Source organism: Maritimibacter fusiformis (assembly GCF_008086115.1).
In the GTDB taxonomy this organism is placed as follows: Bacteria; Pseudomonadota; Alphaproteobacteria; order Rhodobacterales; family Rhodobacteraceae; genus Muriiphilus; species Muriiphilus fusiformis.
In genome coordinates, this window is record NZ_VSIY01000015.1 from 393,215 (window position 1) to 412,508 (window position 19,294).

The 19,294-nt window shown below is 67.6% G+C and carries 19 protein-coding genes; 15 read left to right on the forward strand and 4 right to left on the reverse strand.

Annotation, left to right across the window (positions count from 1 at the left end):
• The first annotated feature begins 23 nt into the window (after positions 1-23).
• From FVF75_RS16680 to FVF75_RS16700, 5 genes are read left to right on the forward strand one after another with little or no spacing between them, the layout of a single operon-like run.
• A complete protein-coding gene (locus tag FVF75_RS16680) occupies positions 24-833 on the forward strand; it encodes a flagellar motor protein MotB (RefSeq protein ID WP_148379916.1) in 810 nt (269 codons plus the stop codon).
• A gap of 60 nt (positions 834-893) precedes the next feature.
• On the forward strand, positions 894-2,201 hold the full coding sequence (locus FVF75_RS16685) for a flagellar hook protein FlgE (RefSeq protein ID WP_148379917.1): 1,308 nt from the start codon (positions 894-896) through the stop codon (positions 2,199-2,201).
• Between the two features lie 23 nt (positions 2,202-2,224).
• Positions 2,225-3,685, forward strand: coding sequence for a flagellar hook-associated protein FlgK (gene flgK, locus FVF75_RS16690; RefSeq protein ID WP_148379918.1), 1,461 nt, complete (start codon positions 2,225-2,227; stop codon positions 3,683-3,685).
• A 2-nt stretch (positions 3,686-3,687) separates the two neighbouring features.
• Complete coding sequence (locus tag FVF75_RS16695) at positions 3,688-4,698, forward strand: flagellin (RefSeq protein ID WP_148379919.1); 1,011 nt, start codon at positions 3,688-3,690, stop codon at positions 4,696-4,698.
• Between the two features lie 29 nt (positions 4,699-4,727).
• Positions 4,728-5,804 (forward strand): flagellar basal body P-ring protein FlgI, encoded by a 1,077-nt coding sequence (locus FVF75_RS16700; RefSeq protein WP_148379983.1) that lies wholly within the window; start codon positions 4,728-4,730, stop codon positions 5,802-5,804.
• Between the two features lie 15 nt (positions 5,805-5,819).
• On the opposite strand, the gene fliP is transcribed toward FVF75_RS16700, so the two are convergent.
• From fliP to fliF, 4 genes are read right to left on the reverse strand one after another with little or no spacing between them, the layout of a single operon-like run.
• On the reverse strand, positions 5,820-6,566 hold the full coding sequence (gene fliP / locus FVF75_RS16705) for a flagellar type III secretion system pore protein FliP (RefSeq protein WP_425463238.1): 747 nt from the start codon (positions 6,564-6,566) through the stop codon (positions 5,820-5,822).
• 9 nt (positions 6,567-6,575) lie between these two features.
• Complete coding sequence (locus FVF75_RS16710; RefSeq protein ID WP_148379921.1) at positions 6,576-6,857, reverse strand: FliM/FliN family flagellar motor switch protein; 282 nt, start codon at positions 6,855-6,857, stop codon at positions 6,576-6,578.
• Entirely contained in the window at positions 6,850-7,479 is a 630-nt protein-coding gene (locus FVF75_RS16715) for a FliH/SctL family protein (RefSeq protein ID WP_246138120.1), read from the reverse strand. Before FVF75_RS16715 ends, FVF75_RS16710 begins: the two co-directional genes overlap by 8 nt.
• Positions 7,476-9,122, reverse strand: a complete 1,647-nt coding sequence (gene fliF, locus FVF75_RS16720; protein WP_148379922.1) for a flagellar basal-body MS-ring/collar protein FliF — start codon at positions 9,120-9,122, stop codon at positions 7,476-7,478. Before fliF ends, FVF75_RS16715 begins: the two co-directional genes overlap by 4 nt.
• 109 nt (positions 9,123-9,231) lie before the next feature.
• Here fliF and FVF75_RS16725 point away from each other — a divergent pair, with 109 nt between their 5' ends.
• The 10 genes from FVF75_RS16725 (at position 9,232) to FVF75_RS16770 (ending at position 19,293) form a co-directional block, all read left to right on the forward strand.
• Entirely contained in the window at positions 9,232-9,729 is a 498-nt protein-coding gene (locus tag FVF75_RS16725) for a flagellar basal body-associated FliL family protein (RefSeq protein ID WP_148379923.1), read from the forward strand.
• Positions 9,730-9,759: 30 nt separating this feature from the next.
• Entirely contained in the window at positions 9,760-10,158 is a 399-nt protein-coding gene (locus tag FVF75_RS16730) for a hypothetical protein (RefSeq protein ID WP_246138130.1), read from the forward strand.
• A 3-nt stretch (positions 10,159-10,161) separates the two neighbouring features.
• On the forward strand, positions 10,162-10,761 hold the full coding sequence (locus FVF75_RS16735) for a MotE family protein (RefSeq protein ID WP_148379924.1): 600 nt from the start codon (positions 10,162-10,164) through the stop codon (positions 10,759-10,761).
• 74 nt (positions 10,762-10,835) lie between these two features.
• On the forward strand, positions 10,836-11,705 hold the full coding sequence (gene motA / locus FVF75_RS16740) for a flagellar motor stator protein MotA (protein ID WP_148379985.1): 870 nt from the start codon (positions 10,836-10,838) through the stop codon (positions 11,703-11,705).
• Positions 11,702-14,035: a hypothetical protein gene (locus FVF75_RS16745; protein ID WP_148379925.1), complete on the forward strand. Its 2,334-nt coding sequence runs from the start codon at positions 11,702-11,704 to the stop codon at positions 14,033-14,035. The genes motA and FVF75_RS16745 overlap by 4 nt, the downstream gene beginning before the upstream one ends.
• Before the next feature lie 173 nt (positions 14,036-14,208).
• Entirely contained in the window at positions 14,209-14,922 is a 714-nt protein-coding gene (locus FVF75_RS16750) for a transglycosylase SLT domain-containing protein (protein ID WP_246138122.1), read from the forward strand.
• Between the two features lie 9 nt (positions 14,923-14,931).
• Positions 14,932-17,019, forward strand: coding sequence for a flagellar biosynthesis protein FlhA (gene flhA, locus FVF75_RS16755; protein WP_148379926.1), 2,088 nt, complete (start codon positions 14,932-14,934; stop codon positions 17,017-17,019).
• Positions 17,016-17,789: a flagellar biosynthetic protein FliR gene (locus FVF75_RS16760; protein WP_148379927.1), complete on the forward strand. Its 774-nt coding sequence runs from the start codon at positions 17,016-17,018 to the stop codon at positions 17,787-17,789. Before flhA ends, FVF75_RS16760 begins: the two co-directional genes overlap by 4 nt.
• Complete coding sequence (locus FVF75_RS16765; RefSeq protein ID WP_148379928.1) at positions 17,789-18,898, forward strand: EscU/YscU/HrcU family type III secretion system export apparatus switch protein; 1,110 nt, start codon at positions 17,789-17,791, stop codon at positions 18,896-18,898. The genes FVF75_RS16760 and FVF75_RS16765 overlap by 1 nt, the downstream gene beginning before the upstream one ends.
• Positions 18,895-19,293, forward strand: coding sequence for a hypothetical protein (locus FVF75_RS16770; RefSeq protein WP_148379929.1), 399 nt, complete (start codon positions 18,895-18,897; stop codon positions 19,291-19,293). Before FVF75_RS16765 ends, FVF75_RS16770 begins: the two co-directional genes overlap by 4 nt.
• The last annotated feature ends 1 nt before the right edge of the window (position 19,294 follow it).

Consider the following 19,294-nt stretch of genomic DNA (forward strand, 5'->3'; position numbering starts at 1 on the left):
CGGGTGAAACAAGAGGTGGTGGGATGGCTGCGCATACCAATGCGCCCGTCATCATCAAGAGGGTCAAAAAGGTTTCGGGCGGCGGCCACCACGGTGGCGCCTGGAAGGTCGCATATGCCGACTTCGTGACCGCCATGATGGCTTTCTTCATGTTGATGTGGCTGCTCAACGCAACGACCGAGAAACAACGCAAGGGAATCGCCGACTACTTCAGCCCGACGATCCCGGTCACACGCGCCTCGGGCGGCGGCGACGGGGCGTTCGGCGGCGACAGCGTTTTCTCGGAAGAGACCCTGGCGCAGAACGGGCAGGGCGGTTTCGACAGCCCCCCGGATGACAGCGGCGCGGGCGTAGACGCGGCGGTCGAGGCGCGCACGCTGGAGCGGCTCGAAGACATGCTGACCGGCAATTCCGGTGAAAGCATGATCAGCGATCCGGCCCGCCGCCACATCGTCACCGAGATTACCGACGAAGGGTTGATGATCGAGATTTTCGACCTCGAAGGCGAGCCGGTGTTCACTGAGGGCGCCGAGCCGACCGCGCTGCTCATCGACCTCGTGGCGATGCTGGGGCGGGTGTTCGCGCTGGTCACCAACGGGATCGCGGTCGAGGGGCATGTGGCGGCGCGGCCCGTTGTCGTCGCTGACTATTCCGGCTGGGATCTGTCCGCCGAACGGGCCGACAGGGTGCGAGAACTGCTCGAGGCCGAAGACATCGCGCCGGCCCGGATCAAGCGCGTCACCGGTCATTCCGACCGCAGCCCGGCGGCGCGCAATCCGATGGCCGCGCGCAACAACCGGATCGTGCTGATCCTGCTGCGTGCACCGCGTTAGCCGGGTGTTAATCCGTCGGTGCTAGAGCTGTGGGTAAATGATGCAGCAGAAAGGCGCACCATGACGATTTCTTCCTCGCTGAGTGCCGGGGTCGCCGGCCTGAACGCCAATGCCACGCGGCTCGCGACGATCTCGGACAACATCGCGAACTCGGCCACCTACGGCTACAAACGCTCGACCACCGATTTCGAATCGATGGTGATCGGCGGCACCCCCGGCGCGGGCCGGTATTCCGCCGGCGGCGTGCGCGCGACGACGCAACGCCTGATCGACGAACGCGGCCCACTGATTTCGACCTCCAACCCTATGGATATCGCGATTTCCGGCCGTGGAATGCTGCCGGTGACGAAAGAGGCGTTTCTCGAATATTCCGGCGAAGACATGCCGATGATGACGACCACAACCGGCTCGTTTCGCGCCGATGAGAACGGCGTGATGAAGACCGGGACGGGCATGGTGCTTCTGGGCTGGCCCGCCGATGCCGATGGCAATGTCGGCACTTACCCGCGCGACACCGTCACGGCGTTGGAGCCGGTGCGGGTGCAGGTGAACCAGCAATCCGGCGATCCGACCACGCGCATGAACCTGGGCGTGAACCTGCCGGCCACCGAGACCGAGGTGGGGGCATCCGGCGATGTGCTGCCGCTGTCGATCGAATATTTCGGCAACCTCGGCACCTCCGAGGCGCTGAACGTCACCTTCACGCCCACCATCCCGGCAACCGGCGCGTCCAACACCTGGACCATGCAACTGCGCGACTCGGCGTCGAACGACGCGGTGATCGGGGAATATGAACTGGTGTTCGACGACAGCCGGGCCAATGGCGGCACGCTGCAATCGGTCACCGTGCTGTCGGGCGGGGCCTATAACGCGACCGACGGCACACTTGACCTGACCGTCGATGGCGGTCCGATGGAGGTGACCATCGGCCGGATCGGCGATCCCGCCGGGCTGACGCAACTCTCCGACAGTTTCGCGCCGACATCGATCACCAAGGACGGCTCGCCGGTGGGCAACCTCACCTCGGTCGAGATCGACGTGAACGGCTATGTCACCGCCAGCTATGACACCGGCTTCACCCGCACCATCTACCAGGTGCCGCTGGTCGATGTGGCCAACCCCAACGGGCTGATCTCGCACTCCAACCAGACCTACCAGGTCTCGCCGCAATCGGGCTCGTTCTTCCTGTGGGATGCGGGTGACGGCCCGACCGGCGAGGTGATCGGCTTCACCCGCGAAGGCTCGACCACCGATGTCGCGGGCGAGTTGACCAACCTGATCCAGACCCAGCGCGCCTATTCCTCGAATGCCAAGGTGATCCAGACCGTCGACGAAATGCTGCAGGAGACCACCAACATCAAGCGCTAGGGCAGGACGCCCGGAGGTAGCACATGACCATCACCGGTTCGCTGGCCAATGCCCTGTCGGGGCTGACGGCGGCGTCACGCGCGGCCGAACTGGTCTCGTCCAATGTCGCCAATTCGATGACCCCGGGCTATGGCCGGCGCGAGATTTCACTGGCCGCGCGCCATATCGGCGACGGCACCTCTGCCGGGGTCAACGTGACCGGGGTCCGGCGCGAAGTCGACATGAGCATCGTGCAGGACCGCCGCCTGGCCGATGCCGCCGTCGGTCACGACAGCGCGCTGGCCGGGTTTCACAAGGACATCGAGGCGATCCTCGGAACGCCCGACGCGGCCGGATCGCTGTCGGGCCGCCTGGCCCGGTTCGAGGCGACCCTGATCGAGGCGGCCTCGCGCCCGGACAGCCAGGCGCGCCTGGCCGCCGTGTTGCAGGCCGCCGGCGATGTTACCGGCAAGCTGAACCAGGCGTCAGATGCCGTCCAGTCGATCCGGATGCAGGCCGATGCTTCGATCGACACCCAGCTGCGGCAGTTGAACGACGGGCTCGGACGGGTGCAGCACCTCAACTACCAGATCAAGGAGGCGCGGTCGCGCGGCCAGGATGCTTCGCCGCTTCTGGACCTGCGCCAGCAGGAGGTCGACGCGATCTCGGCCATCGTCCCGATGAAGCAGGTCGAACGCGGGCACGGCACGATCGCGCTGTTCTCGACCGGTGGGGCCATCCTGCTTGACGGTCGCGCGGCCGATATCGGGTTTTCCCCGGTCGGCGTCATCGTGCCGGAAATGACCCAGGCCGGCGGCGCGCTGTCGGGCCTGACCGTCAATGGCCTCGACGTGCCCACCGGCGCGGGGCGCAGCCCGCTGGGCGGTGGCACGCTCGGCGCGGCTTTCGAGGTGCGCGACACCCTGGCGCCCGAGGCGCAGACCCGCCTCGACGCGGTGGCGCGCGACCTGGTCGAACGGCTCCAGGCGCCAGCCGTCGACGCCACCCGCGCGCCCGGTGCCGCCGGCCTGTTCACCGACGCGGGTGCGGCCTTTGCCAGCATCGACGAGATCGCGCTGGCCTCGCGGATCGAGGTCAACGCGCTGGCCGACCCCGACCGCGGCGGCGCGCTCTGGCGCCTGCGCGACGGCCTTGGCGCCGCGGTGCCCGGCGCTGTCAGCAATTCGTCGCTGCTGCGTGATCTCACCGCCGCGCTGGGCGCCGAACGGGTGCCTGCCTCGGGCGGGTTTCTCGGTGTCGCGCGCTCGTCCAGCGGGCTGGCGGCGGATTTCCTGTCACTCGTCGGCGCGGCCCGCCTGCACGCCGAGGGCGCGCAGAGCTTCTCCGTGGCCCAGCAGGACAGCCTGGTCGAGGCCGAGATGAGCACCGGCGTCGACACCGACCACGAGATGCAGAAACTCATGCTGATCGAACAGGCCTATGCCGCCAATGCCCGGGTGATCACCACGGTCGACGCCATGCTCGACGCGCTGATGAGGATCTGACGATGCCGATCCTGTCCATCGGCGATCTTGCCAGCACCTTTCAGATCCGGCGGCAATCGACCGGGTTGAAGTCCGACCTGACGCGCCTGGGCCGCGAACTGGCGACCGGGGTGCGAAGCGATCTCGGCGCGCAGGTATCGGGCGACTTCGGCCCGATTTCGGCGATCGAGCGCAGCCTTTCCGCGATGGCCGCCTATCGCACCTCGAACGCCGAAGCGGCCGGGTTGATGGAAGCCACGCAACTCGCGCTGGAGGCGGTGCAGCAGTTGGGCCGCGACCTGACGCCCGGCGCGCTGACCGCGGCGAGTTCACGCGACCCCGTGATGATCCACGCCACCAGTCGGGATGCGCACCAGAAGTTTTCCGCCAGCGTCGCGGCGCTCAACACCCGCGCCGCCGACCGGACCTTGCTGGCGGGTGCCGCCACCGACCGCCCGGCGATGGCCCCCGCCGAGACGATCATGGCGGCGCTGGTCGCCGCGGTTTCAGGCGAGACCGCCGCCGCCGGCGTCACCGCGGCGGTGGACGCCTGGTTCGATGCGCCGGGCGGCGGGTTTGAAACCGTCGCCTATCTCGGAGCGGCCAGCGACATGGGCCCGATGGCCATCGCCGAGGGCGAATCCGTGGCAGTGCCGGCGCGGGCCGACGACCCCGCCCTGCGCGCGGTGCTGAAATCACAGGCGCTGGCTGCACTGATCGCCGAAGGTGTGCTGGACGCGGATAAGGACCAACAGGCGGAACTGATCGGCACGGCCTCGGAGCGAATGCTGGCCGCGGACGGCGACATCACCAACTTGCGCGCCGACATCGGCGCCATCGAGGCCCGGATCGAGGATGCGCGTGCGCGCAACGCCGCTGAGGCGTCGGCCTATGAGCTTGCCCGCGCCGGCCTGATCGGCGCCGACCCCTATGACACCGCGACCGAGCTTGAGGCGGTCTATTCCCGGATCGAAATGCTCTACACCGTAACCGCCCGCATCGCGGGCCTGAAATTCACGGATTACATGCGATGACCCTCGTCCGCCTCGCCCTTTTCGGGCTGATGTTAACGCTGTTTGCCGGTGCTGCCTCGGGCAACGCGATCCGTATCAAGGACCTGGTCGAATTCGATGGGGTCCGCGGCAACGACCTGGTCGGATACGGTCTTGTGGTCGGGCTCAATGGCACCGGCGATGGCATACGCAACGCACCGTTCACCGAGGATATCATGTCGAACATCCTCGAGCGTCTGGGTGTGAACATCACCGGCGAGCAGTTTCGCCCAAAGAACGTCGCGGCCGTGTTCGTGACCGCCAGCCTGCCCCCCTTCGCACGCTCCGGCTCGACCATCGACGTGACGGTTTCGGCCATCGGGGACGCGAAAAGCCTGCTGGGCGGCACCCTGGTGATGACACCCCTGAACGCCGCCGACGGCGAGATCTACGCGGTGGCGCAGGGCACCGTGATCGCGGGCGGCGTGTCGGCCGAAGGAGCGGGCGCAAGCGTTTTCGAGGGCGTGCCGACCGCTGGCATGGTGCCCTCGGGGGCGCGGGTCGAGCGTGAGATCGACTTCGATTTCACCAAGCTCACGTCGATCCGGCTGGCGCTGCGCACCCCCGATTTCACCACCGCCGAGCGCATCGAGGTGGCGATCAACGCCTCCTATGGCCGCGCGGTGGCGCGGATGCTGGACGCGGGCACCGTGGCGCTCGACATCGCTGCAACCGGGGCGATCAGCCCGGCGCATGCGCTGGGCGATGTCGAGAACATCCGGGTCGAGCCCGAACGCCGCGCGCGGGTGGTGGTCGATCAGCGCTCCGGCACCATCGTGATGGGCGCGGATGTGCGTATCAGCCAGGTTGCGGTCAGCCAGGGCAACCTGACGCTTCGGATCGAAGAGGCGCCGCTGGTCGTGCAACCCAACCCGTTTTCCGACGGCGAGGCCATCGTCGTGCCCCGCACCGGCGTGTCGATCGAGGAAGAGCCGGGAACCGGGCTGGCCGAGCTGCGCGAGGGCACGTCATTGTCGGAGGTCATCGCCGGGCTGAACGCGCTGGGCGTGTCGCCGCGCGACATGATCGACATCCTGAAAAGCATCAAGGCGGCGGGCGCGCTGCACGCCGAATTCGTGGTTCGCTGAGCCGCGGGTGACACGTCAGAAGTAACTGCGCACCAGCGCGCCCGAGATCAGCGTCCAGCCATCGGCGACGACGAAGAACGCCAGCTTGAACGGCAGTGACACGATCGCGGGCGGGACCATCATCATGCCCATCGACATCAAGACCGCCCCGACGACCAAGTCGATGATCAGGAACGGCAGGTAGATCAGAAACCCGATCTGGAAGGCGCGCGAAACTTCGCTGAGCAGGAACGACGGCACCAGGACCGACATCGGAGAGTCGGCACCGGGGCCAGGCGCGAACGTGGTGTCGCGCAGGGCGGCGAGCGATTCGAAGGTCGCCGGGTCGACCCGCCCGGCCATGAACACCCGAAACGGCGCGAGCGCGGCCATGAACGCCTCTTCCAGCGGCATCTCGCCGTTGGAAAACGGCTCGGCGCCGTTGGTCCAGGCCTCCGTCAGCACCGGCTCCATCACGAAATAGGTGAGAAACAGCGCCAGTGAGACGATCAGCATGTTCGGCGGCGACTGCTGCAGCCCGATCGCCTGGCGCAAGATCGACAGCACCGTGACGATGAAGGGAAAGCAGGTGATCATCACCGCGAGCCCCGGCACCAGGCTGATCAGGGTGATCAGCACGATAAGCTGGATCGAACGCGTCGCCAGGCTTTCGCCGCCATCGAACGAGATCGAAACGTCCTGCGCGACCGCAGGGGCGGAGGCGACGAGCAGGATCGTGGTTAACGCGATCAGCCAAACGGGGACCGGGAATTGAGGGTGCACTCGCATCGGTCAGAGCCCGGGCTTGAGGTCGGCCACCTCGGTCAGGCGAACGGCGAGCTGACCGGCGGCCTCGCCGTCCAGCTCTTCCAACTCGCCCCGCGCCACCAGCTTGTCGCCGATGAACAATTCGACCGGGTCGGTAACCTTGCGATCCAGCTCCAGCACCGAGTTTTGTGCCAGGCGGAGCAGGTCGCGCACCAGTGGGCGCGCCTTGCCGACCGAGACCACGATCTCGATCGGGACCTGGGTGAACGGGTTGCTCTCGGCCGGGGTGTTGCGGGCATCATCCATGTTGGAAAGCCTTTTCGTTGAGTTGGTAAAGACTGCCGATCGCGGCACCAATCCGGTCGACCGCTTCGGTGAAGTCGATCTGCCGTTCGAGCGCGCCGGAGCGCAAGTAGACCTGACCCTCGGCCAGGGTCGGTTCTTCGACCAGGGTGAATGGAACCGTGTCGGAGCGGGCCAGCATTTCCTCGACCACCGGACGGTTCGCGGGGCTGACCACGACTTCGATCGGGTTGCCGGCCGCCGCTGTTGCGAGCGGCAGAAGCTCTTCGACGATGGTCTGGCCGATGGTTTCGGAGACCAACCGCGGCAATACGCGTTCGACCATGCCGGTCAGGAGCGGTTCCAGCGCCTGCATCACATGGGCGCGCGCCTCGTGAAAGGTGAAGCCCAGATCCTGCAGGTTGCGCGCGAACTCGGCGCCGATGCGGCTCTGATCTTCGGCCTCGGCGCGCGCGGCATCATCCCAGCCGGCGCGGTAGCCGGCCTCGTAGCCCTCCAGGCGCGCGGCCTCGGCGTCGGCCTGACTGGCCGGGGCCGGCGACGCGGCGCCGGTTGCGCGCGGCGCGGCCTCGTGGCTGGCGGCGAAGGCCGAGAAATCCTCGAGGTTCAGGCGTGCCGAGGTCACGCGTTTTCTCCGGCTTCGTCTTCCATCCAACCGCGCAGAATTTCCACCGTTTCGGTTTGACGCTCGGCGATCAGCGCCCGCAACCTGTCGACCGGGTCGGCGGCGTTGCCGTTGCCGGGCACAGCAAGGTCGGTGCCCTTGCCCGGGTTGAAGTCGGACACGACCGCCATGTCGGACCCGGTCGGGAAGCTGCCGTCGTCGATCTCGCCGGTCAGGGCGGGCAGGTCTGGCGCGTTGGCGCGGGGCGCCGGGTCCGGCGGCGCCAGCATGGTGGGGTCGGCCGAGTTGCGGCTGGCCAGGATCGGGCGCACCACGAACAATCCGAGGATCAGGGCGACCAGCGCGAGGGCGCCGATCCGGGCCAGAGCTATCGCGTCGAGGGCGCGGCCCGCGAAGAACCCGGATTGCGCCGCGGTTCCGGCTTCGGCGACCGGTTCGAACTGCATCGACTTGATCGTGATCGAGTCGCCACGTGCCTCGTCCAGACCCACCGCCGAGGCCACCAGGTCGCGCAGGGCGACAAGCTCATCTTCGGGGCGCGGTGACCAGGTGGCAGCGCCGGCGGCGTCCACGCCTTCCAACCCGTCGACCAGGACCGCGACCGTGATGCGGCGGATGGCGCCGGGGCCGCGCTGCACCTCGCGCGTCAGTTCCGACACTTCGTAGTTGGTCCGCTCGCGCGTGCCGGTGTCGTTGGACCGCGATTCGCCGTCGCCCGCGGCACCATCGCCGGCGGGCAGGTTCGAGGCGACGGTCACGGCCCCGGCGCGGCTGTCGGTGGCCGAGGTGCTGGTTTCCTCCACCTCGGTCGAGATCGCCACCCGGCTGTCGGGATCGAGCGTGCGTTCGACGATGGTTTCGCTTTCCATCGCGGTATCGACGGTCACCTCGACCACCGCGTTGCCAAAGCCGACGCGGGCTTCGAGCAGCCGCTCGACACTGCGTTTCAACGCTTCGGCCCGGTCGCTGCCGTCTAGCCTGGCACCGGCGGATTCGTCCCCCGACAGCACCAGGCCATGCACCGCGTCGATCACCGAGACATCCTCGGGCGCCAGCCCCGGCACCGCCGAGGCGACGAGGTATTTCAACGCCCGCGCCTGGGCTGGACCCAGCCCGTCGCCGCCGGTCGTGACGGTGACCGACCCGGTCGGCGCGGCGCGCGCGCGCAAGCCATTGGCGCTGGTCGCCGCGATATGGACCCGCGCCGCTTCGATCCTGGGCGACGCGACAATGGTGCGCGCCAACTCGCCTTCTTTCGCGCGCCAGTATGCGGCGTCGAACATCTGCGACGTGGTGCCGAATCCCGACAGCGAGTCGAGCAGCTCGTAACCGCGCGACGAGTTGGCCGGAAGCCCTTCGGCGGCAAGGGTCATGCGCAATTCGTCGCGCCGGGCGGTTTCGACATAGATCGCGCCGCCACGCACCTCGTGCACCGCGCCGCGCGCTTCGAGCGCGGTGACGATCTCGCCGGCCGCCCCCGGTTCCAGCCCGGCATAGAGAAGCGCCATCGTCGGTTGCGCGGCCATGCGCGCGAGGCCCAGCACGGCGGCGAACATCGCCACGGTGGCGGCGACGACGATGATCCGTTTGCGCATGTCCAGCGCGTGCCAAATCGTCAGGATCTGTTGCAAGGGCGGCTCCATTCCCGGCGGGCTTCTGCCCGTCTGCGAGTCACCTTGGACCGCATGCCCTTAAGATTCGGTTAGCCCCTGTCGGCGTATAAGCGATTCGAAGAAAACAGACGGGCAAGACATGTCGGATGCGCAAACGGATACGGACGCAGCCAAGGCACCGAAAAAACCGGGCAAGGCGGGGTTGCTGATCGGGCTGGTCCTGGCCTTGGCGCTGGGCGGTGGCGGATTCTATGCCGTCTATTCCGGCCTGATCCTTGGCGCGCCGGCGGACGATTCGCATGGGGCCGACAGCCCCGGCCCGATCGAGGATCTGCCACCGGTGGCCTTCGTGTCGCTCGAGCCGCTGGTGGTCTCGGTCGGCGATTCGGCCGCCAACCGGCACCTGCGGTTTCGCGCCGCGCTCGAGGTCGAACCAGGGCATGAGAGTGAGGTGACCAAGGTGATCCCGCGCGTCGTGGACGTGTTGAATTCCTACCTGCGCGCGGTCGAGGTCGCCGATCTCGAGAACCCGAATGCGCTGATCGACCTGCGCGCACAGATGTTGCGACGCATCCAGCTTGTGACCGGTGAAGGCCGGGTGCGTGACCTGCTGATCATGGAGTTCGTCCTGAACTGACGGACAAGGAGGACCAGAATGGACCAGATCCTGACGATGATATCCGACATCCTGCTGGGCGCGGGCGCGCTGGGCGCGGCGCTCTATTGCATCGTGCTGGCGCGGCGGCTCAAGCGGTTCAACAACCTCGAGAACGGGGTCGGCGGTGCGGTGGCGGTGCTGTCGGCGCAGGTCGATGACATGACCCGAACGCTCGACCGGGCGCGCACGGCGGCGGCGCAATCGGCCGACACCCTGACCAGGTTGACCGGGCGCGCCGAGGCGTCGGCCAGCAAGCTGGAGCTGATGATGGCGTCGCTGCATGACCTTCCCGAGACGGCGCCGACCCCGCTGGCCCGCGACGAGGCCGAACAGGACGCGGCCTGGACCGAGGCGGCGAACGAAGCCGCCCAGCCGCTGTTTTCCAGCAAACGCCGGATGGGGGGGTAGCCGATGGCAGAAAAGCCCGGGAAACCCAAAGGCAAGCGCAGACGTCGCGGCGCCCGCGGCGTGCTCTGGATCATCGCGTTGTGCCTGGCGGCCTCCGGCCTGATCCGGCTCGGCGCCGGCAGCGGCCCGGCGATCGCCAGCGAGCTTGCGGCCCGCGGCCGGGCTGACGCCGGCGCGGCGGAATGCGCTGGGGACGATGACATTTCCGAGGTGCTCGCGCTTCTCAAGGAGCGCGAAGGGGCGCTTGACGACCGCGAAGCCACGCTCGCGACGCGAATGCAGGCATTGGCGGTCGCAGAGGAGCAGATCGCGCGCAACATGGCAGCGCTGGAACAGGCCGAGGCCTCGCTTTCGGCAACGATGGCGCTGGCCTCGACCGCCGCCGAGGACGACCTGACGCGGCTGACAGCGGTCTACGAGAACATGAAACCCAAGGAGGCGGCCGAGGTCTTCGCCGCGATGGACCCGAAATTCGCCGCCGGGTTCCTGGGCCGGATGCGGGCCGACGCGGCTGCCGCGATCATGGCCGGCCTCACGCCGGATGCGGCCTACGCGATCAGCGTCCTTCTGGCCGGGCGCAATGCCGAAGTGCCGACCGAATAGGCCCGGAAATGGCAGCGGTTTCTTAACGCCTTTGGCGCAGGATGATCCCGAAACGGGACGGGCAGGAGAATGCGGTGATCGGATTTGTCGGCATAGCGATGATCTTCGTGATGGTGTTCGGCGGCTACCTTGCCGCCGGCGGCCATCTCGACATCATCCTCAAATCCCTGCCGTTCGAGTTCACCATGATCGGTGGCGCGGCGGCTGGCGCCTACGTGATTTCCAACGATATCCCGGCGATCAAGCAAACCTTCAAGGACATCGGCAAGGTGTTCAACGGCCCGCGCTGGAAACCGTCCGATTACAAGGACTTGCTCTGCCTTCTGTTCGAATTGATCCGGCAGGCGCGACAGGATGCCGTGGCGCTCGAAGAGCATATCGAGAACCCGGGCGAAAGCGGGATTTTCGCCCGCTACCCGCGCATCCTCGAGGACCGCGAGGCGGTCGACCTGATCTGCGACACGCTGCGGTCGGCGTCGATGAACTACGACGATCCGCACCAGGTGGAAGAGGTGCTGGAAAAGCGAATCGAAGCCAACCTTCACCACGCCCTGCATTCCAGTCACGGGCTTCAGACCATCGCCGATGGATTGCCGGCGCTGGGCATTGTCGCGGCCGTGCTCGGGGTGATCAAGACGATGGGGTCGATCGACCAGCCACCGGAAATCCTTGGGAAAATGATCGGCGGTGCACTGGTCGGCACGTTTCTGGGGGTCTTCCTTGCGTATGGGCTGGTCGGCCCGTTCGCGACCAAGGTCAAAACCGTGGTCGAGGAGGATGCACATTTCTATCAGCTGATCCGCGAGGTTCTGGTCGCCAACCTCTACAGCCACGCCACCAACATCTGCATCGAGGTCGGGCGGCAGAATACCCCCAGCCACATCCGCCCGAGTTTCTTCGAGCTTGAGGACGCGCTCAAAGAGGTCAAGAAGGACGCCGCATGATCCGGCTGGTCGCCCTGGTTTTTGCGTTGCTCACTCCGGTGCCGGGCGTGGCGCAACAGGTGCTGGTGCTCGGTGGCGAGCACGAGGATTTCACCCGGCTGGTCATCGACACCGACGTTGCGGCCGATTGGGTCTTTGGCCGGGTCGACGGCGGCTTCGAATTCCGCCCCGGTCGGTCGGACATCACCTACGATCTTCGCCGCGCCTTCGACCGCATCCCGCGCACGCGAATAGCCGAGATGGAGGATCGCGGCGGCGGGCGGCTGTTTCTCTCGGTAGACTGTGCCTGCCACGGCGATGCGTTCGACCTGCGCGGCGGGCGAGTCGTGCTGGATATTAAGGACGGAACGGCCTCGGCCTCCGCGGCGCAGTTCCAGGCAACCTTGCCTGCCGCGGCTTTGCCAACACTGGCCGAAACCACGGCCCCTGCGGTTGCGGTGGCGGTGGGCGACCGGGCGGGCTTGCCGCTGATCGCACCAGAATCCCCCCGTGACGCCGGACCTGAATTGCGGTTTCTGCCGCCGGGCGGGGTTGTTGCCGCCGAGGCCGGACCGATACGACCGATCGAGATCTCGTTGCCGGACCCGCCGGTGACGATGGCAGCCCCTGATCCAAGGGTCACGGAAACAGAAACCGCCCTTCTCGAACAGATCGCACGGGCGGCCGCGCAGGGTCTGGTCGAGGCGGACATGAGCACCATGCAAGACGAGATCGCAGCAGCCACCCATCCGCTGGGCGAGCCTCCGACCGCGCGCCCCGAATTGCCCCCGGCCCCGGTCCCACCGCCGCCGGTTTCGGCCCGCGATCATGTCGCCGTCACCACCAGCCTGGACCGCGCCGCTGGCGGTCGGGCGGAAACCGAGGATGGCGGAGCCTGTATCGACCCCGCGCTTCTTGCGCTGGAGACGTGGGGCGCCCCGGTCGAGAACGGAACCGAAATCGGTGCGTATCGCGCGCGATTGCTGGGCGAATTCGACATCGCCAATGGCGAAGGGGTCACCGAACTGGCGCGCTACTATGTCTTTATCGGGTTCGGCGCCGAGGCCTTGGCGGTGATCCGGCGCCATCCCGATGACGTGGTTCGCGCCGACCTGCTTGCCGCCATGGCGCAGATCATGGACCACGGGCACGCCGATGCGGACGGCCCTTTGGCCGGGCAGGCGGAGTGCGACGGCGCAACCGCGCTCTGGGCGGTGCTGGCCGCGAAACGCCTGGACGTGGGGCAACCGATCAACCGGCGCGCCGTCCTGCTGTCATTCGGTGCCTTGTCCGCGCAACACCGCCGGCACCTCGGGCCGATCCTGGCGCAGAAGTTCCTGGACATCGGCGACACCGAGACGGCGGCCGCGATCCGCAGCGCCTCTGAACGAGGCGCCCCGACCCCGACCCCGGCCCTCGGTCTTGTGTCGGCCCGGCTGGCACGGGCGACCGGCGATGCCGAGGCGGCTGACACCCATCTGGATGCGCTGATCGAGGATGGCTCCGGCGTTTTGCCGGAGGCGCTGTTGGAGCGGGTGGAGACAACGCTCTCGCGCGGCGAAGTGGTGCCCGAGGCGACCATTGACCTGATCGAAAGCCTCGAGTTCGAGCGCCGCGGCAGCGCCGCTGGGCGCCAACTGCGGGCGGCGCGCCTGGAGGCGCTTGCCTCGGCGTCGCGATTCGATGAGGCGTTCGCGCTTCTTGCGCAATCGTCCGGAGGCAATGACCTTCCCGCCGGCCGGCACGAGGACCTGACCGACAGGCTGACCCGGAAGCTGGCGTCGGATGCGTCAGACGCCACGTTCCTTCGACAAGTGGTCGCATTGAATGCGAAAACCACGCCGCTTGAGGCCGAGACGCGGCGCGCGGTTGCCGCGCGGCTGATTGACCTCGGCTTCACCGATCGCGCGCGCGGCCTGCTCGACGGCGGCAGCGCGTTGCCGGAGCCGGAGGACAGGTTGCTTTATGCCCGTGTCGCTTTGCGCGAGGGCAAGCCGAAGGTCGCGGTCGGTTATCTTGCCGGCCTGGACGGAGCGGCCGCGCAGCGACTGCGTGCCGAGGCGATGGCGGCGGCGTCCGATCATCTCGGGGCGGCATCCGAATATGAAGAGCTAGGCGACGCCGCCGCCGAAACCGAAACCGCCTGGCTTGGCGGGTTGTGGGATCGGCTCGCGGATCTCGAGGGTGAACCCCGTGCCGCGGCGGCACGCCTGATGTTGCAGGACGGGCCAGACCAGGGTCTTCAGAACGGCCCGCCGCTCGCCCGGTCAAGGGGGCTGGTCGCCGCCAGTGCCGAGGTGCGCGCCACGTTGCAGCGCATCCTGGATGAGGTACCAGGGCCGCGGGACTGACGGCTGCCCGCTTACCAATTGTCAATACCTGGGCTCTAGACTGGGAGGCGACCGCAAGAATGCGGCGGCGCGAGGAGCTGAAATCGCCCATGATCTGGTTTCGTCGGACCAATCCGAGCAGGTGGTCACGCGCCGCAAAGCGTGCGGGGCGCACCGCGAGGGTTGCCGTGGCCGTGGCGTTCGCACAGATCGCGGTCAACGGGCCAATCATGGCGGCAACCGAGCCGGCGTTGGATCAAGCGGTCATCTGCGATCAGGCCGCGACCCTGGCCTCGGCACGGACCGGTGTGCCGATATCGGTGATGAAGGCGATCACGCTGACCGAAACCGGCCGCACCCGCGACGGCATCGCCCGGCCCTGGCCATGGACGGTGAACATGGAAGGCAAGGGCATGTGGTTCGATGACCGGACCGCGGCACTCGCCTATGCCACGGCGCATCATGACCTGGGCGCGCGCAGTTTCGATATCGGGTGCTTCCAGATCAACTACAAATGGCACCACGAGGCTTTCGCCACGATCGACCAGATGTTCGACCCGGCTGCCAATGCGCTCTACGCGGCTGGTTTCCTGCAACAGCTCTTTGCCGAAACCGGCGATTGGGAGCTTGCCGCCGGTGCCTACCATTCGCGCACGCCCGACCACGCCGAACGCTATCGCGCCCGGTTCGCGTCCTATCGCGCGATGTTTCTGGCCGAGGATGCTCTTCCGCTGCGGGTGACCGCGATCGCGGGCGGGACGGGCGGCGGCGCCGCGCCCCCGTCGCACGCACGGGTCAACACCTTTCCGCTGCTTCAGGCCGGTGGGGATGCCGCGATCGGCTCGCTGGTTCCGCTGGATGCGCGTGGGGCATCCGGCAGTTTGTTCGCGCGCGATGGCGCGGGCTAGGGCGGTGCGATGAAACCGGTTCTGGCGCAGATGTTCCGCCCCACGATCCTGCTGGCCCTGGCTCTGATGGCGGTGATCGTGATGATGATCCTGCCGATGCCGGCCTGGGTGCTCGACATCGGTCTTGCCGCGTCATTTGCGCTGGCGATCCTGATGTTCACGGTGACCCTGTTCATCGAGCGGCCGCTGGATTTCTCGGCCTTTCCGACCGTGCTGCTGGCCTCGCTGATGCTGCGGCTGTCGCTTAACGTGTCCTCGACCAAGCTGATCATCGGCGAGGGCCATTCCGGCACCTCCGCGGCGGGCAACGTGATCGAGGGCTTCGCCAATTTCGTGATGTCGGGCAGCATTTTCCTGGGCCTGGTGGTGTTCGGCGTTCTGCTGATCGTCAATTTCATCGTGATCACCAAGGGTGCCGGCCGGATGGCCGAAGTGGGCGCGCGCTTTGCGCTCGACGCGATGCCGGGCAAGCAGCTGGCGATCGACGCGGATGTGGCGTCGGGCGCGATCGGCCATGACGAGGCCAAGGCAAGACGCGAACGCGAACAGGCGGAAACCACGTTTTTCGGGTCGCTCGACGGGGCGTCGAAATTCGTCAAGGGCGATGCCATCGCCGGGCTTCTGATCACGCTGCTCAACATCGTGATGGGCCTGATCATGGGGGTCGCGATTCATGACATGGACCTTGGCCGGGCGTTCGAGACCTATGCGATCCTGACGGTCGGCGATGGTCTGGTCAGCCAGATACCCGCTGTGATCATCTCGATCGCTTCGGCGTTGCTCCTGGCGCGCGGCGGCGCGACCGGCCCGACCGATCTGGCGCTGTTCGCGCAGCTTGGCCGCTACCCGCCGGCGCTGACGACGGTGGCGGTGCTGCTGGCCCTGTTCGCCCTGGTGCCCGGCCTGCCGTTCGTGCCTTTCTTGGCGGGCGCCATCGGGTTGGGCGGGGCGGCCTGGTGGGTGCATCGCAAGACAAAGGCTGCGGATGCGGCGCGTGCGGTCGCCGACGCGCATCCGGCCGAGACCAAGCCGCGCGACTCGCTCGGAGATGTGCTCGATCTTGACGATATCCACGTCGAATTCGCGACCGACCTGGTGACCCTTGTGCTTGACCCGGCCACCGGACTGGACGCGCGTATCGCCAACATGCGCACGCATGTGGCCAGCGTCTATGGCCTGATCCTGCCCGAGATCCGGCTGACCGACGACCCGTCGCTGCCGCAGGGACATTACGTCGTGCGCGTGCAGGGGGTCGAACAGGCGCGCGACAGGCTGCAACCGGCCCGGGTGCTTGCCATTCTTGGCGGGGCCGAGGCCGAACTGCCGCCCGGTGATGATGTAGAAGAGCCGGTCTACCGCGCCCCGGCCCGGTGGATCGCCGCGGAAATGCAGGAAGACGCAGCCTTGCAGGGCGCCACGGTGGTAACCCCGACCGAGGTTCTGGCCACGCACCTTCTTGAGGTGATGAAACAGAATTTCGCACGCCTTCTCAGCCTCAAGGCGCTGCGACGGTTGCTCGACGAATTCACCAACCTCTCCGACCCGGCCCGGGCCGAGGCCAACCGCCGGTTGCTCGACGAACTGGTGCCCGACAAGGTGCCGGTCGACCTGCTGCTGTCGGTGCTGCGTCTGTTGCTGGACGAACGCGTGTCGGTCCGAAACCTGCCAGCCATCCTCGAGGCCATCGCCGAGGCCCGACAGGGCCAGGCCGGACCGGAGGCGATCTGCGAACACGTGCGCCAGCGGCTCGGGTTCCAGTTGATCGCCGAGATCAGGCGCGAGGACGGGACGCTGCCGCTGGTGCAGCTTGCCCCGGAGTGGGAAGAGACCTTCACCGCCTACCAAGTGGGTGGCGATGGCGGGCCGCAGGACATCGCGCTGCCGCCGGAGGCGTTCAACAGGCTGGCCTCGGGTATTGCCGACCGGATCGCCAAGGCGGGCGAGAAGGGCGTCTATCCCGCGCTCGTCACCTCGACCCGCCGCCGCCGTTTCCTGCGCACCGTCCTGACCGCCAAGGGGTTGGCCAACCCGGTGTTTTCCTTCGAGGAAATCGGCACGGATGCGCGCCCGGCGCTGGTCGGCCTGGTACCGGCATGACGGCGGCGGCAACGGCGCTGGCGGAACTGGGTCAGGACTGGCTGGCGCTGGGCTTCGTTGTGTTCCTGCGGGTGGGCGCGGCGATGGCGCTGTTTCCGGCCTTCGGCGAACGCTCGGTGCCCGAACGGGTGCGCCTCATGCTCGCACTGGCGTTCACCGTGATCGTCGCCCCGGCGGTTGCGCCGGTGGTCGAGCCGGTCATGTCCGGCGGCAACTGGGGCCGGTTCGTCCTGACCGAAACCCTGGCCGGGCTGGCCATCGGCGTGGTAATCCGCCTGTTCGTGCTGGTCCTGCAGATGGCCGGGTCGATCGCCGCGCAATCGACCTCGCTGGCGCAGATTTTCGGCGGCGCGAATGTCGATCCACAGCCGGCGATGGGCCATGTGCTGATGGTCGCCGGGCTGGCGCTGGCGGTGATGCTGGGGCTGCACGTGCGGCTGACCGAAGTGCTGGTCCAGTCCTATGACGCCTTTCGTCCCGGGGTGCTGCCCGGGGCCGACCTGTTCACCGCCTGGGGCCGCGCCCATGTCGGGCGGGCCTTTGCGCTGGCCTTCACGCTGGCCGCGCCATTCGTCGTCGCCTCGCTGGTCTACAACCTGGCGCTTGGGGTGATCAACCGGGCGATGCCGCAACTCATGGTCGCCTTCGTCGGGGCACCGGCGATCACCGCGGGCGGGCTATTGCTGTTGTTCCTGGTCGCGCCGCTTCTGATCGGGCTGTGGGGCGACGGGCTGCTCGTGGTCCTGGCCGATCCGTTCGGAGCGCCGTGATGGCCGAGGGTCAGGACGAAGACAAACAATATGAACCGACGCAGAAAAAGCTCGATGACGCGCGCCGCAAGGGCGAGGTGCCGCGCTCGGCCGACCTGACCGCCGCGGCCAGCTACGGCGGGTTCCTGGTGGTGGCGCTGTCGGTCGGCGGCCCGCTGCTGACCGGGCTTGGCGCCGTCCTGACCGGGCTGATCGCGCGGCCCGACAGCCTGTCGGCGGACCTGTTTTCCGGCGGGCACTGGCCGATCCTTGGCACGATCCTGGCGGGTATCGCCGGTGGGTTGGCCCCGTGGCTTCTGGTGCCGGCGGCCCTGGCAATCGTGTCGGTCGTGGTGCAGCGCAGTTTCGTTGTCGCGCCCGAGAAACTGAAACCCAAGGCAAGCCGGATCGGCCTTTTGTCCAATGCCAAGAACAAGTTCGGGCGCTCCGGACTGTTCGAGTTCGCCAAGAGTTTCTTCAAGCTCACGGTCTATTCCGCCGTGCTTGGCGTGTTTCTGTGGCGCCGGATGCCCGAGGTGGTCGGGACGCTGGCGCTGTCGCCGGCGATGGCGACGGCGGTTCTGCTCGATCTTTGCGTGCAGTTCCTGTCGCTGGTCGTGCTGATCGCGCTGGCAATCGGTGCCGTCGATTTCCTGTGGCAGCGCCACGAGCATCTGCGCCGCCACAGGATGTCGCGCAAGGAAATGATGGACGAGGCCAAGCAGGCCGAGGGCGACCCGCACATGAAACAGCAGCGACGGCAGCGCGGTTATGACATCGCGATGAACCGGATGCTCGCGGATGTGCCCGAAGCCGACGTGGTCGTGGTGAACCCGACGCATTACGCCGTGGCCCTGAAATGGAGCCGCGCGCCGGGGGCCGCGCCGATCTGCGTGGCGAAAGGCGTGGACGAGATCGCCGCGCGCATCCGCGAGGTCGCGGCCGAGGCCGGCGTGCCGATCCATCGCGATCCGCCGTGCGCGCGGGCGATCCATGCCAGCGTCGGGGTCGGCGAGGAGATCAGGCCGGAGCATTACCAGCAGATCGCCGCGGCGATCCGATTTGCCGAGGCGATGCGGCAGAAGATGCGGGCACGGACCGGCCGCATATCCGGGCCGGCACCGCGATGACCACGGAACTGGCAGGGATGGCGGAGGTGACGCAGTTGATCCTCGACGCCGAACTTGCGCGGTTGCGGCGTATCAGCGACGAGGTTGCCGGCCTGCGGGCGGCGATTGCTGACCTGGATCGGGACGTGCGCGCGCGGGCGGGGCAACTCGCGGAACCGCAAGATGCCGATTGTGCGCGCATGGCCGGGCGCGACGGACCGTGGCTTGACTGGGTCGCGGCGCGGCGGCGCGCGTTGATGGGCGCGTTGGCCGATGCCGCCGCGCGGCGTGAAGCGCAAAGGGTCGTGACCCGGCGCGCCTTCGGGCGGGTCGAGGCGATCTCGGGTCTTGAGCAACTGGGAGAGGCCGAGCAGAAGCAGCGCGCGCAGCGGCGGCTGTTCACCGACGCGCGCTAGC